General features: G+C 44.0%; 13 protein-coding genes. All 13 read right to left on the reverse strand.

Features of this window, described 5'->3' with window-relative positions; genetic code table 11:
* Positions 1–14: 14 nt before the first annotated feature.
* Positions 15–4,685, reverse strand: coding sequence for an endo-1,4-beta-xylanase (locus CBE73_RS07640; RefSeq protein WP_094093736.1), 4,671 nt, complete (start codon positions 4,683–4,685; stop codon positions 15–17).
* 289 nt (positions 4,686–4,974) lie between these two features.
* The gene (locus CBE73_RS07650) at positions 4,975–7,188 is read right to left on the reverse strand and encodes a sensor histidine kinase (RefSeq protein ID WP_094093738.1); all 2,214 of its coding nucleotides are present in this window, start codon (positions 7,186–7,188) and stop codon (positions 4,975–4,977) included.
* Positions 7,166–7,864 carry a response regulator transcription factor gene (locus tag CBE73_RS07655; RefSeq protein ID WP_094093739.1) on the reverse strand — a complete coding sequence of 233 codons (699 nt, stop codon included), beginning with the start codon at positions 7,862–7,864 and terminating at the stop codon, positions 7,166–7,168. Before CBE73_RS07655 ends, CBE73_RS07650 begins: the two co-directional genes overlap by 23 nt.
* 235 nt (positions 7,865–8,099) lie before the next feature.
* Complete coding sequence (locus CBE73_RS07660) at positions 8,100–8,741, reverse strand: hypothetical protein (protein WP_094093740.1); 642 nt, start codon at positions 8,739–8,741, stop codon at positions 8,100–8,102.
* Between the two features lie 428 nt (positions 8,742–9,169).
* Positions 9,170–9,676 (reverse strand): GNAT family N-acetyltransferase, encoded by a 507-nt coding sequence (locus tag CBE73_RS07670; RefSeq protein ID WP_229752468.1) that lies wholly within the window; start codon positions 9,674–9,676, stop codon positions 9,170–9,172.
* 370 nt (positions 9,677–10,046) lie between these two features.
* Complete coding sequence (fosB, locus tag CBE73_RS07675) at positions 10,047–10,469, reverse strand: metallothiol transferase FosB (RefSeq protein WP_094093742.1); 423 nt, start codon at positions 10,467–10,469, stop codon at positions 10,047–10,049.
* Positions 10,470–10,749: 280 nt separating this feature from the next.
* Entirely contained in the window at positions 10,750–11,037 is a 288-nt protein-coding gene (locus CBE73_RS07680) for an NIPSNAP family protein (RefSeq protein WP_094093743.1), read from the reverse strand.
* 134 nt (positions 11,038–11,171) lie between these two features.
* Positions 11,172–11,372 carry a hypothetical protein gene (locus CBE73_RS21875; protein ID WP_157739444.1) on the reverse strand — a complete coding sequence of 67 codons (201 nt, stop codon included), beginning with the start codon at positions 11,370–11,372 and terminating at the stop codon, positions 11,172–11,174.
* 147 nt (positions 11,373–11,519) lie between these two features.
* Positions 11,520–12,110, reverse strand: coding sequence for a phosphoglycerate mutase family protein (locus CBE73_RS07685; protein ID WP_094093744.1), 591 nt, complete (start codon positions 12,108–12,110; stop codon positions 11,520–11,522).
* A 219-nt stretch (positions 12,111–12,329) separates the two neighbouring features.
* On the reverse strand, positions 12,330–12,425 hold the full coding sequence (gene comI, locus CBE73_RS22375) for a competence inhibitor ComI (RefSeq protein WP_229752467.1): 96 nt from the start codon (positions 12,423–12,425) through the stop codon (positions 12,330–12,332).
* 177 nt (positions 12,426–12,602) lie between these two features.
* A complete protein-coding gene (locus tag CBE73_RS07690; RefSeq protein WP_217349726.1) occupies positions 12,603–13,016 on the reverse strand; it encodes a shikimate kinase in 414 nt (137 codons plus the stop codon).
* Positions 13,017–13,310: 294 nt separating this feature from the next.
* On the reverse strand, positions 13,311–13,829 hold the full coding sequence (locus CBE73_RS07695; protein WP_094096191.1) for a GNAT family N-acetyltransferase: 519 nt from the start codon (positions 13,827–13,829) through the stop codon (positions 13,311–13,313).
* 167 nt (positions 13,830–13,996) lie between these two features.
* The gene (locus CBE73_RS07700; RefSeq protein WP_094093745.1) at positions 13,997–14,629 is read right to left on the reverse strand and encodes an MSMEG_1061 family FMN-dependent PPOX-type flavoprotein; all 633 of its coding nucleotides are present in this window, start codon (positions 14,627–14,629) and stop codon (positions 13,997–13,999) included.
* Positions 14,630–15,392 lie beyond the last annotated feature (763 nt).

Below are 15,392 nucleotides of genomic sequence, written 5' to 3' on the forward strand. Positions count from 1 at the left end.
GTTTATTTTTAGCCCTATTTGCTCCAAATCCGATAAAGAATCACTGCTGCTTCAGCCCGGGTAAGGGAATCCAGAGGTGCGATCCTGCTGCCGCCCTTGCCTTGAACGAGGCCGGAGCCCACCATAGCCGAGACGCTATCTTTCGCATAATCGGAAATGCTTGCTTGGTCGGCAAAAACCTCGAGAGAGCTGCGGTCTTCGGTTGTTCGGCCTGCTGTCTTAAGCGCACGCGAGGCCATGACCATCGCATCTTGACGGGAAATTGGCTGATTAGGCAGGAAAAGTTGGTCCTCATTCCCCGTGACAATCCCTAATTCCTTCGCAGCGGCCAGTTCCCCATAATATTCTGCTGTGCTTTGAACATCATAGAACACCGCTGCGCTGCTGCCTGTGCCTTTCAGTTCAAGCGTATTCATGAGGAGCGAGATAAAATCTGCTCTCGTGATGCGGCTCGAAGGCGAGAAGCGGTCGGCTGACGTTCCTTCGGCAATGCCGCGAGCATACAAGGCTCCGATTGCCTGCTGAGCCCAAGGAACGTTTTGCAAATCTCCGAAGGTGTTTGGAACCGCTGCAACCCCGTAGATACTGAAATGAGTTGTCTTAAACTCGAGCCCTTGGTCAGCCGCATCATATCGGCTGCTTGGAACAGGCGTTGCCTTTCCGTGTTCGTCAACATACAGCACGACAAGCTGATCCGGATGATCAAGCTCTTCAGGGGCCGGCGTGTAAGGAATGTTTACCGTTATTGGCGTTAGCGGATTATTCCATGGCACCACACGGCCATCCAAGGCAAAGCTGAGATCGATCAACGGACGATTTCCAATCTGCTCGTGGGCAGCTTCATTTAAATTGTCCGGTGAAGCTTTAGTCATACGGACGGAAGCTTGTTCTGCATTCTCGGCCGCACTTCCCAGCATGCTGCTTGGAAGCGTAACGGCTGCAAATTCCGTCTTCAGCAAGAGTTTGTAGTTATCCTGACCCTGCAGACCTTGAACAGGCCATTGGATTTCGTAAGATTGGGCGCCGGTTTGTTTCGGGATTTCGAAGACGATTGTCTTCACGCCGTCTGCAGCAGAAGCCGTTTGCTCCAATTTCTGTTTCAGAAGATCAGCGGTGAGAGCAGCTTTGGCGAGACCGCCTTCGAGAGTCACTTGCAGTGGAGTCGTGACTGCACCATTACCGGGAACGACCGGCTGGTTGTTAGCCGAGTTTCCTCCGCTTCCGCCGGTGCTTCCTCCGCCGCTATGCCCACCATTGCCGTTACCGTTATCGCCCCCGCCGTTTCCACCGCCTGCCGGTTTGCCCATGAGCGACAGAATCCCGTATACGGATGTGTCCTGATAACCTTGGCCGGTCAGGTCATTCCATGCGGCCGCGCTTTGACGGGCACCGTCTTTTGCGTCATTGATCTGTACATCGAAACCAAGCTTCATATCATTAGCCGGTGTTACGTGCTTCAGCGGGATCTTCACTTCAACCGTGTAATTCGTCCCACTCACTTGAGCCGCCGATTGAAAATCCTTGCCGATGTTTTCCGGGTTAAAAGAGGTCTCGTTCTCAAAGTTTACCCGGTACTGCCCATCGTCCTCTTGATAAGAGGTTGTTTTGGCATTGTTCTGGTCCAGGAACACTTCAATGGAGTCCTGCTCCCAGGCGTTTGCGCTGGTTTTGTCCAGCTGCGTGTCCGCAACCTGGATCAATACATAAAGATTTTGATCATCCCAGAGGGCTTTAGCCACGCCGGAAGCTCCCTGCCAAGCCGACTGGAACCTGTTAACCGGGATTTCGGCGGCCTGATTCCAGACGTCGTCTACGATGCCATCGATTTGCGGCGTGCCATAAGAGGCAGCTGCCTCACGAGCCTCCTCCGTATCCGGCGTGTATTCGGTCATGTATTTGTCCGGATCGGCTACGCCGTAATAAGCCTTTTTGGCCTGCAGATTCTGGTCGAACAACAATGGATTCTGTGAAGCTCTCCAGCTTGAGGAGTCATTTAATCCCCACCAGGTGACGCGGAAGATATGATCGGCATGCTCCTTAAAAATATTCATAAGCTGGGCGTATAAATAACCTTGCGCATTCGCTTGCTTATCGGTCAGCTTGCTGTCGCTTCCCGCCGTCACGTCAAGCTCGGAAATGCACACTTCTACGCCAAGCTGGATGAATTTCTCCAGCGACGCCTCCACATTTTCAGACCTCGTGTTGAGATTGTAATGCCCTTGCATACCAATGCCGTCGATGAGCAGCTTGCCATCATGTTCGGAAGCGTATTTGTTGTTAAGCTCTTGAACCATGCTGGCAATGGCTGTAGCTTTATTCTGATTGTCCTCATTGTAATCGTTGTAATATAGCTTGATATCCCAATCCGGATGGCTGTCCAGCACTTCCCGCGCTATAAGGAACGCCTGCTCTACGTAGTCATCCCCGATCGCGGCTTTCCAAGGCGAGCTGCGAAGCGCCGCTTTCCAATTCGTCGGATCGGAAGGATTATCATTCATCGCTTCATTAACAACATCCCAGGAGATAACTTTATTCCCAAAATGCTCAATTACGGTCTCGATATGACTGCGCATATTCGCCAGGGCTTGCTCCCGGGTCAGCGGCTTGCCATCCTCTCCCGTATTCAGCCACTCCGGTGTCTGCTGGTGCCACACCAGCACATGGCCATGCAGCTTAAGACCAGCAGCTGTAATTTGACTAACCAGCGCGTCTGCCGCAGTGAAGTCAAATTGTTTGTTCGTATTGTAAACCTGATCCGGCTTCATGGCGTTCTCTGCCGTTACGACGTTGAAATGCTTCTTGAGCAGCTCCAGTCTTTGCCCTTCAAAGTCGGTGGAGGACACGGCATTGCCTATTAAGAAATCGTCTTTGTATACCTCCTGCAGGCTTGGAATGTCCTGCTGAACCGGGGGCGGAGCATTGACCGGCCCCAAATAAGTTAATTGAAAATCGTCCAGGAAGAAGGTTCGGTCTCCGTTGTCGTTATCAGCAGTTTCAATATAGGCGTTGAGCACAGTCGGGGTCACGGCAAGCGTATATTTGCCGGACAGCTGGACCCAATCACGGTCTGTGACAGTAGCATTTTCTGATACGTTGGTAAACGTGCTGTCCCCGGACTGCACGCTGATCCGCAGTCTGGTCGGGTTTTGCCCCGGCGCCATTTTCACCCAGGCAGACAGTTCATATTGGTTGTTCTTGGCCATCTTGCCGGCTGCATTCACCAATGCGCCGTCATATTGGCCCTTCGTGGTTACCTTCAAGCTTTGTCCGCCCTCAAGCGTGTGGTTATCCTCCGTAGTAAGTTCTACCGTTTCACGGTTATTTCGGGGGATAAAATTCTGTGTACCGGTCTCGAAGTCGGCCTTAATTCCTGTCTGGTCCACTTCCCCCGGATCGGATTGCCCGGACGTGACATCCGTGATTACCACTTCATCGATGTAAATATCGGATGTTAACGTGTTCTCCGACGGTTCCACCCAAATGATCACTTCTTTAGTATCCGCCGGAATTTCATAGGCTTTGGCTGCAAATGTTGTCCAGCCAGTATCCGTTACGGTTTGATTGCCGACGATCCAAGGATACTGGTTGGTGAGCAGCGTCGAATCTATTTTGGACCCTAAATGAAATTGTCCGCTGCCGGAACCGAGTCTTACTTTTAAGGAAATATCATACTGGTGTTCAGATTTTAAAATATCGGTTAAAACGAGAGCAGGGATCGCCTTCTCATCTGCCCGATTCGAGAATTTCAAAGACTTGCTGCCTTCGGAGGCAAGGCCCGATACAACGGAAGTTTCACCGTTAGAGCCCCAGGACAACTTGGCCCAGCCGCCTGTTTGCCCGTCCTCAAAGCTTTGGTTAAGCAGAACCGTACCGCCAGGGGCCTCAGGATTAGCAGGTTCCTCTGAATCCGCAGGGGCCGGTCCTCCGATAGCGCTGGCGAAGGTGCTGAGGGTATCCCCATTTTTGATGAGAATTCGTCCCATTGCATAAGGGCCTTCGTCACCGGGGCCGGCCTTGAATCCAACCTGGATGCCGCTGTCCTTCAGCGCGTCCTTGGCCTCCTGGTTATAGGCGCCGTATGGGTAGGCGAACAATACCGAGGGTTTGCCCGTAATATCCTGCAGGAAGGTGCTTGCGGCCTCTACTTCATCCAGTGCCTGGTCTTTGGTGATTTGGTTCGTCCAGACTCCGCCTTGGGAAATATCGTTGTTGTGGGTTTTGGAATGGTTCTCCAGGCTGACGCTTGATTCATTGGCAAGCTCCTGCAGCTGCGCTTTCGTCATGCTGTACCCGCCGCCAATCCAATCACTGACAACAAATTGAACAGAGTTGAAGTCATATTTTTTTAATATAGGAAGCGCATTTGAAATAAAGTCAGGTGTGGCATCGTCAAAAGTAAGTAAAATCGGATGGTCGGGGGCAGCTTGACCGTCTGCAACGATATCCACATACTGATCCGCCGTTAACGTCGTATAGCCGTTGTCATGCAGATACTTCATTTGCTGCTCGAACTGATCCGTGCTGAACTGGTACTCCCCTTGCGGATTGTCGCTGATCACATGGTATAAAAGGACGGGAATGTCTGGAGCTTCGGCAGCTTGGGTAAGCGGCGCACGCCATCCCAGCGGGACAAGCAGCGCAGCTGCGAGAACAAGGGAGATCCCCTTTTTGAACCCTATAAGCATTGTTTGTTGTCACTCTCCTCCAAATCGTAGTGTTAAACCGAGCAACGTAAATCCTATGAGGAAAAACCTCAATGGGAAACGCTTACATTTTTTTTGTCTTCCCTCCTTCCCCAAGCTCCATTATAGGGGGCTGCAAAATTAGCGGTACCCGAGGAACTAAAGAACTTACTGAGATTTTTAAAGATAGTGGGAGGTTAGCTGTCAGAAATGTTCACAAAAAAATCCGCGGAAACCGCGGATTCAAAAGTGCTTTTATCCTGAACTTTTAATCTATTTTAACCAGCCGCTGCTACTCCAGCCTCTCCTCCAGTGTAACCGTCACCTTAAACAAATCGCCGTCAATATCGAGGTCCAGTTCTCCCCCATGAAGGTCGACAATCGATTTGGCGATGGCCAGACCAAGGCCGGAACCTTCCGTATGGCGTGAAGCGTCCCCGCGTTTAAAACGTTCGAACAACTCGTCGATATTTTCGCTCAGCTCATATTTGGTTACGTTCTTGAACGTAATGACCGTTCGTCCGGGTTTGGCTTCTACGGCTATATAAACCCGCGTATGTTCAAGCGCATATTTGACGCAGTTGCCAATCAGATTATCGAATACCCGCCACAGCTTTTGACCGTCCACCCATACAGAAACCGGATGATCCGGCGTCGTCACCCGGAGCTGAAGGCTGGACTGCTTAATGGCCTCATTGTATTCGGCAAGTGCCTGTTCCAGCAGCTGCACGATGTCTACTCGCTCCTGTGCAAGCTCGACCTGTCCGCTGGCGATTTTACTGGCCTCGAACAAATCGTCAATCAGCACCTTCAGCCGCTGTGATTTGCGGTCAAGAATGTCCACAAAAGCCTGCCGGTCTTCTTCGGAAAGCTCCTTGTTTTTAAGCAGTTCCGTATACGTAATGATCGAAGTCAGCGGCGTCCGTAAATCATGGCTGACGTTCGTGATCAGCTCCGTCTTGAGTCTTTCGCTTTTGGCCTGTTCCCTGCGTGAGGTTTTCACGCCGTTTCTCAGCAAATTAATGTTCGCTGCCAGCGAAGCCAGTTGCGATTTCCCTTCAACAGTCAGATTCTGCTCCAAATTGCCGCTGACCAATTGGGCTGTATGAGTGGCAATTCGATTGAAATAACTGATCCGTTTCAAGGTCAGCCAAAGAGCAGGAAGCGCAAAAAGCATTAAGAGAATTGCGTAAATCACGATCGCTTCATTTTGAATACATACTATAACAAATCCGATGCCCGCCCCGAAAGCCACCGCCAAAACGAACAACGCCTGGAACATCAGCGACTTAATTAACGCCGCTTCTCTAAGACGCTGATAAGTCCAGAAAATGACGGTTCTGCGCAGGGCTTCTTTAAAGGCTTGCTCATTCCGGTATTCTTTGATGAGCATTCCCAATTGCAGGACCAGCAGCAGCACCAACAAGGTATTCACCAATACATACGTCAGCGAATGATAAATCATATCTCCAAGGCTAAAGCCATACCCCAAGGCATTTTGTGCCCATTGCAAATGCACCAACGCCGTGAGCCCTGTAATGAGCAGCAGGACGGCTCTTAAGTCGAGTGGAATCAGGTTGTAATAAGGGGCCACCAGAGCAGTGGAACCAAACAGCTTTTCCGTCCGATACCGGCGAGTCATCCAAATCAAGCCCGCAAAGGCCAACAAACCCAGACCGGTATAAATCAAAAACGTGATCTGTTTATTCTCATAAATATGAAATTCCGCCATGATCGGAGAGTTCTCCGGTGCGGATTTAGGGACGCCAATCTGTCCTTCATAGGTTCCATATTTGAAGTCAATCGCACTTTGATCCACCTGAGAGTTGGTATAGACGGCTTGATTGGATGCCGTTAACGAACGGTAGGTATGAAGGAACCTCATCCCGGAGCTTTTCAGCCTGGTATCCGCGCTGCCTCCGTCACTGGAAGCCACATTCGTAAAGACTTTGCCGGTTTCTGTTTCTACTAGTCGGTAGACGAACGAGGCTTGAAAGCTTGTATAATTGGAACGAAATCTCTCCAGCTCTTGAACATACTCGTCGATCTCCTGTTCCTTCTCCTTCACGATTTTGCTTTTGACCGCATCATCACTTGTGTAATCAGCCGTTATATCGGCAATTTTGCTGTTCATTTCTTTGGTGAAAAAGGTCACGAGCTCCTCATTACCGGAATCCCGCGCTTCCTGAATTTGGGGTTCATATTGATTCTTGATCCCTGTTATCTGGCCAGTCAAGCTTCCTAACCGGCTGCGGTAGTTTTCAATTTCCGTCTGAGTGACGATGATTTTGGGTTTGTCCTGATCGGCCGGAAGCTCGTTAAAATCCATTTGATTCACGTAATTGATCAGCTGCTGCACCTGGTTGGCATACTCCGCCGTATAGAAATAATTTTTCTTAAAATACGTGCTGCGGGTCTGAGCCACCTGAAACAATGTGCTGGCACTCAGCGTGATCAGAACTACCCAGACCAGCATCAGCAGGCTATTTTTCCATTTTGTATCCAATTCCCCAGACCACCTTTAAAAAACTCGGATTTTTAGGATCGATTTCGATCTTTTCTCGAATGTTACGGATATGTACCGCTACGGTATTGTCCGCGTTGAAGCCCGGCTCCTTCCACACCCGCTCGTAAATCTCATTGATCGAAAATACACGGCCGGCATGGAGCATAAGCAGTTCCACGATTTTATATTCGATCGGCGTCAGCTTCACCGGCTCGCCATGAACCGTTACCTCTTTGGCCGATGAATCCAGCACCAATCCCCTGAGGTCCACCGCCTTGCTTTTGCCTTCATAGTGACCTAGCGACACATACCTGCGCAGGTGCGACTTGATGCGGGCAATCAGTTCCAGCGGATTAAACGGTTTGGTGACATAATCATCGGCTCCGACCTGCAGTCCCCAAATTTTGTCCATATCCTCGCTTTTGGCGCTCAGCATGATGATCGGGATATTTTTCTGCTCCCTGATCTTAAAGGTCGTGGTGATTCCATCCTGGCGCGGCATCATAAGATCCAGAACAATCAAATGGATCTCCTGCTCATTCAGCACTTCAATCGCCTCAACCCCGTCCTGAGCCTGGACAACCGAAATACCTTCGTTCTTCAGGTAAATTTCGATCGCACGCCGAATCTCTTGATCGTCATCCACAACCAGAACGCGGTAATGACTGGTATTCAAAGCTCTTGCCCCCTCTCTCTCTTTCGTTCTATCTTATTGGGTAGTTCTATTGTAATTTCCGATTCTTAATAATGAGTCAGGGAAATTCTTAAGGAATTCTGAAGAATGCTTAAAGGGAAGAAAAAAAAGATGACCCCGTACAACCAGGAGTCATCTTCTGCCGGTAGTTTTAACTTTATAAGTGCCCTTGTCTGTAGAAAGTCGACTACCATCTACGTTATTTACGCAGTATCGTTTATTGTTCCGTCATTGTAATCAACCGATCCACCACAATTTGGTGCTTGTCGATTACGTCGGACGAATTAACGTAAGCCTCATTGGCCAACATCATTTTCCCCCAGTCTTCTCGCAGCGAATCCGATTGGCTATCGTCTTTTATTGTGTTTAGCTGATCTAACGTTTCCACTATGATCCGGATGTTTTCCAAATCATTTTCCGATAATTTAATCGATCCCGTCCCGTTATCGCCCTCAATTTGCAATTGGCCGGATAATTGATCAAAGTAACTGGCATAGTCCTGCAGCATACTGACCAGCCGATTGCTTGCGCCAACAAGTTTAATTTCTTTATACCCGTGCAAATTGACGTAAAGTTGGATCAATTCCTGATAAGTGGAGAACTCTTGCAGCAACGTTCGCTGTAAAAATTCCGCTTCGTCCAGACCTATCTCTTTCTCAGAGATGGCTTGGTTCAAGGGCACAGAGACCGATCGAATCCGGTAGTATTCCGTGAGGTCCTTACTAAGGACAATATCCACGACTTGATTCAACGCAGATTTGCTCTCTTTGGATTGGCGGTACAAGACATAATTGAATACTGCCGATACAAGCAGCACTGTCACCAGCAAGGTCAAAATAACCTTAATGCGTCTTGGCATCTGTTTCACTCCTCGGCGAGTTTGCGCTCCAACCACGGTATAACTATTAAGATGGTTTTCTATACCCCTTGAAGGACTTAATTATCATAAACAAGAGCGACTGGACAATTCCAAAGAAGAGAGCTTCTAATATCACTAAAACTTCTAGCTGATTATCAAAAGGGTAAAAATAAACTCCCGTGACATGGATAATGTAATGAACCAACACACCAGACACAACGGCTCCAACTATTGAAAATATTACCACATGGGTGAACTTTCTTTGAAATAACACGGGGAAAAGGGCAGGCATTAGATAAAACCAGGAAATTGAAGACTTATAATCTAAGAACATAGCCATAAAAATGAGAGGCGAACAAATTAGACTCATTACAATAAGGAATAGAGAGCTTCTAATCATTTTAAATTCCATCACTCCGCCTGCCTTTTTAATCTCCCTTTATTATTGATTTCTCCATTACTCTGGAAGAGCCAATATTCCCTAGTAAACATCTTGCTTCAATTCGAACTAGATTCATATTCATGAATCCAAATTCGATTAATTTCTTAACACATTCGGTCATGTAGCCCTGTCCCCAATATTCTCTGGACAATGCATAACCGATCTCAGCTCTACAATGGTCCGAATTCCAATTTACAAAATCACAGGTTCCAATGATCTTGCCCTTGGTTTTATTTTGTATGCCCCATGGGCTTAGTTGGCCCTTGCTGTATCTGTCACATACGAAATGAACGAAGTTTTCTGTATCCTCTATTTTTTGGTGGGTATCCCAAGTCGTATACTTTGATACCTCTTCATCGCTGCAATAAGCAAAGATATCTTGTACATCGTTTTTTTCGATTTTTCTGAGAATGGTTCGATCAGTCTCCAGTACAGGTAAATCCTTGAATATATCCTCTACGTCCATCATAGGGCCTCCGATTTTAGCTTTCATCACTTTATGATCCATTTGGCAAGTCCAAACTAAAATAAAGTTATTTTTCCGAATATCCTTCATAACCATTTAGTACCTTCGACTCAGTACCTTAGCGGCGAACCGAGGGGAATGCCCATGCGGGAGAAAATGAGTTGTTATACAAAGGATGCGACATTATACGAAGGAAGGGACATCATTGAAAAACGCTGACTGTAAAATATGCGTAATGTCTGTTATGGATTAAAGTCGTCCTTAAGTTCCACCCGTTTGTTGAAGAATTTATAATAAGATGGTCAACAGAAATAACCAGGCTGGCAGGAGATCAAATATGATTAGAATAGGCTTCACCATTGTCGAGTAGTCATTATTATATTCTTACCACAGCAGGCTACTCAAAAAAGGTCATATGTTTCTTATCTGCCCTATAATAATCCATTCTGTCTTCCAACTTTCCTGTGTGAAATTCAAATTTATGTCCATCCGGATCTGTAAAATAAATGGACTTTTTATCCTTCTCGTCTCTCGTCCTGCCCTCCAATATTGTTACTTGCAATTGAATTAATCGATCATGCCATGTATCAAAATCCCCTTCTTCGATTGTGAATGCTATATGAGTGTAGGATTCATGGATTTCATTCCTTGGTATGTCTTCTTCCTCATTCAATGCGATCCATAGACCATTTAAATCGAAGTAAGCGAGCTTCCTGCCCTTGACCCGTATCTTGGCCCCCAAAACATTCTCATAGAATTCAATGGAATTATTCAGGTTTGAAACCGAAAAACACAAATGATTGATGCCTTTTATGTTCAATTTATCTTCTCCTTGTTTAGGTTAGTTCGGCCGCTTTTACAAATAGAAAAACAGTAATGTCTTATAGCAAAATTCAATCTGCTCTCCATTCATTAGATTTCCACTCGTTAGATTTCAATCCATAAATCATTCTATCGAGATATTTTCCATTAATGTATTCATAATCTCTAATTGTACCTTCATGTTTGAATCATAATTTCTCTGGAATCGCACGGCTTCATCTCTGGTTTCCAGCAATGATATAAATAACGAATGATCTATTGCGTATTTGAACATTTTTTTACTTATACACTCGTTCTCTTCCGCCTTGACTATCGTACCAAGCATTAACCTTCTTAGCTTGTTCAAGATTTCTAACATTCCGTTCGATTTCTTCATATCGCTCTTTACTGTCATATTCCCAAATTGCAAAAATCTCTGTCGTTGTCTCCGAGTGCGGAGCCATCCACCTTCCTATTAACCTGGCTCCATTTTTCAATTGATTAGGTAAATTGTTTTCAACGAAATGCTTGTTAAAGACTTCAACGAAATCATTACTGACTACGTAATATTTCCTTCTATAGAACATTGCGAGCCCCCCTTGAAAATAACATGAAATTCGCTTGTGGTTTTCTGCTCTTCAGTTGTTTGCGTTTACATTCCCATTATGACGAAACGCCGTTATACAAAGTCCCCTCTCCTCGGATGACCTAAATAATTGATCTATTTAGTTTCTGATGAAGATTTTATTGAGACTAGTTCAACTTTTTTGTTTATATCTTTATATTCATATGTTAATAAATAAATACGATCTTCTTGAATAAGATTCCAAACCCTTTCATCATCTACTGTAATATTAAATGGCTCAGCATCTTTATCATAGGGATTCTTCACTTCTATAATATAATTATTTTTTGAATCCATTTTTTGTCGATGCTTTGAATATAAGAAGATGTGCTGGTAACAGAAGTCTTACAAGCGGTTAATGTTAGAACGGTCGTAATGAGGATAAGGAATTTACAATTTCAAAGCCTTATCACCTCCGATGCAGAATGCTGTGTTACCGGATGATCATGACTTGTTCGCGTTACTCTCATAATATGTTTGGTATATCCCTGCCTCTCCAAGAAAATCATTTCTTGTAAGGCCTTCTTCCCCCAGCAGCCATCGATAATTTGTTATTGTTCCGTCATGAGAAATGATGTAGGCTCTTGTACTATTCGATATACACCATTCTAATAATTGCATGCCATAATACATAAAAAGATCTTGATCCATCCGATTAATTCCCTCTCCCCAATCTTTCAAACCAAAATCCAATATTCTTTCTTCCCTAATTATTTCATGAATTTCTTTCCTGCTATAGATCTGATCACAACCAAAGAACGGTGAGTCTGGGTTTTGAGGGTACATTCGAGGGCCTACAAATGGCGATACAAAATATGGTTTTTCTTTTTCTCCCATAAGCTGTTCAGCTGTTTGAATGGTTCTCTTCGTTGGACTAACAATAACTAAATCATCAGGGAGAATTGAAATTTGATTTTTAAGTTGATAAATTTGATGAACACCATATTCAGTCAATCCAGGATGGAGTGAATTTAATCGGTTAGGATAATCCAGGAGATGTTCTCCATGGCCATGTCTTATAAAGATTAGCTCCATTGAGTTGCCCCCTCGCTTCCATGTAGGCTTTTAGTTCGCCTTTGCATATTCTGTAATGAACTTTCCTGGTTCACTTCTTTTTTCAATTGTGTTATCATTACTTTTAAAGAAGCCGAGTGTGGCTAACACTCGGCTCAACAATTGGCTTGGATGGTTTATTCCCTTCTAAGTCGTATAGGAATAAAACCCACCTTTGGCGCTAACCTTGGGGTGGGTTTTTTACTTTCTCTTGTTGTTCGAATTCATGTAAGTGAGAAGTGCGAGGATGAATGATCCAAATAAAAACATGATCGTCAACGCATCTTTAACTTCCATGGCTTCACCTCCTTTCGAAGGGAAACCATGCCCACCCAAAATTCAATTGCCTTTCCTATTTTACCATCATCCACCATTTATTTGAAGAACAATTGTTCTGTATTCTTGGATCTTGAACCTGTTAATTTCGGCTGATGTTCTAGCTTTCACGACTGTGAAGTTATTACCTTCCCTTAGTTACTCAAGTTCTCTTATTCCTATAATTTCACTAATACATTGTTCTATCTCTTTATCAAGGATGGCATCATTATACTTTATATACAAAGGAACTCTTTCATCATAAACTTCTTGAAGACTATGTCCTTTCATTATTACAATTCCTCTGCTTGAGATGTTTGTTAGCCTCTGTTTAATTTCTTCATACGGGACATGTAAATATATAATCTGTCCATTCTGTTTAAGTGTGTTCATAGCTTTATCAGAGTAGATCACACTTCCCCCTGTCGAAATAATGCTGTTAACTACTTGCAGACCTGAAACAATCACTTCTTCAACTTCAAGAAACCTCTCAACACCCTCACCATCTAAAATTTCTTGCAACATTCTACCTTCATGTTCTTGTATTAAAATATCAGTGTCCACATAATCCATGCCTAAAGCTTAGCAAGCAACACACCGAGAGTGCTTTTACCAGCACCAGACATACCTACAAGAACTATGTTTTTCATAAAACACCTCACTGTTGCTATATACTTTTTTTTGATATGCAATAATTTCACATAACAGGACCAAGGAATGGCTCAAGGCATCCCGCGGGGTAGACCTACTGAATCCGCTTTCTCAAAATTCAGCTGCCGAACCAAGCGGCGGCGAAGACGATCCGATACGTGAAGAAGGTGTTAGACGATGCCCTTGACTTCTTCGATTTTACTTTCAAAGTTCTTGTCAGTTCCTATCTTGCCCATCAAAATCAACCAAATTTGCAACCATAGTTAATGAGGTGCCTATTTTACCTACTTCCTCAAAACCAAAGCGTTGATAAAGTCTCATCGCTGCTTTATTCGATGGGTCCACACTCAGCGAGATCCTTCCAATCTTCTTCCTCCTGGCTTCCTTAAACAATTCCTCTAACAACGCTGTACCGATCCCTGTTCCCCTGTATTCTTTTAGAATCGCCATTCCGAGTTCCGGCACATCCTTATCAATAAATCCATAACCTTTATTACTCTCACTAAAATAACGTGCTGTTACCGAGCCAACTGGCTTGTCTTCATTATTCATTGCAATAAATCCAAAATCTCCAGGCCGCCCCCATCCTTCAACATACTTTGAAATTAATGGCTCATTAATAATCTCTTTATTGAATGGCTCCTGACCTTCAGGAGCAAATAAAGATTCATATAGCATATCCCACAAAAAAGCAATATCATTCTCTATTACTGGTCTAATAATATATTTCATCATCTTCGAAATCACTTTCCTTCCAGTTATTCTCCACATGTTTCGTCTAACATTATTGTGTTCACGACGTCCGAAGTAGTCGAACGTCTCCACTGCTGCTATCCCCCCGAATTCTCTGCCGAACCGAGGGGTGAATGCCCCGATTTGAGATTATTACAATTAAATTCTCTTTAATATAGTCTTTTTTCGTAGCTTTCTTGAAGTCCTTTACGGATCATTTCTGTTGTATATTCAGATGAATTTACATGATCTTTTAGGATTTTTGGAATGGATGGTAGTGCATCAACAGCTACCCACGACTCACTTTCCCATATCCTTGACCTCTTGAATGCTTTAGCACAATGTATAAAACATTCTTCAATTTCCACTCCAATACCTAATAGCGGTTTTTTATCTTTAGCTTTCATGAGATCAAGAATTTCATGATCCTTTATTACATATGCTTTTCCATTAATTCTAAGCGTTTCTTCAAGCCCAGGGATAATAAATACTATGCCTACTCTGGGATTCAATAAGATATTCCTCAATGAATCAATCCTACGATTACCGGGTCTTTCTGGAATAACTAGATGCTTTTCATTTAGAACGAAAACTGATCCTGGTGCATCACCTCGCGGTGACACATCACAGAAGCCCTTATCATCCGAAGTAGATAAAAATAATATCGGCGACATGGAGATGAAGTTCCGACAATGATTGTCTAATTCATATACAGTTTTTTTCTTTACAAGTTCACTTGGAAAGCCCAAGATATCTCTAATTTCTTCTTCTGAAGATAAGATCTCTCTAAAAGGAGTCTTCATATAATCACCTCTGTATTTATTATGCTTCGTTTAGTCCTTTACTTAATACTATCCCATGGTCCTCTTTTCCTGATAGGATATCGAAAATGTTGAAATTATACATCTGCCAATCAAAGGACGATAGCCCTGATCCACTTCTGCTGGATAGAGAGCCTAATGCCCCGATAGTAAATATGATGTTTTTCAGAAGTTAACAGCTTCTTCAAACACTATACTTAATTATTTCTCTTAGAATAATAATCAAGTAGTCTTTTTAAGTGTTTCTCTAGTTGAATTCTATAAAAATATACTAAGAAGAATATTATCAATATCATTATCTCTATTAATATGGTGGAGATTTCTATTAGATTTGTAGTTTTTAGCGAACTATAAATAGATCTAAATAAATAAACGGATACCAAACTGCAAATCAATATGACGTTCAACCCTATTGCCGTTTTTTTGGATTCAACTTTTTCTTTAACTAATTCTGATAAGAACATAAAAATAACTAGTGCTCCTATTGAATAGAGAACTGATATGATGTTCACCTCTTTTATGATTGCTTCTTTATAATATCTTCAAATCGCTCTGTTCTTCTCAAAATTTCTGACAATATGGTTTACTTGTTTTCGATTCTTAACAATGAATACTTCTTTCTGTTTCTTTACCTTTTCAAGTTTTTCTATTGTCTGTGTTCTGCTTCTTTTCCTATAATTCCAAACCCATTTAATGAATGCATAATCGATCTTTTCTGGACACTCTCCGTTCATATCAGGTCTAG

Origin of the sequence: Paenibacillus physcomitrellae (genome assembly GCF_002240225.1) — a bacterium.
In the GTDB taxonomy this organism is placed as follows: Bacteria; Bacillota; Bacilli; order Paenibacillales; family Paenibacillaceae; genus Fontibacillus; species Fontibacillus physcomitrellae.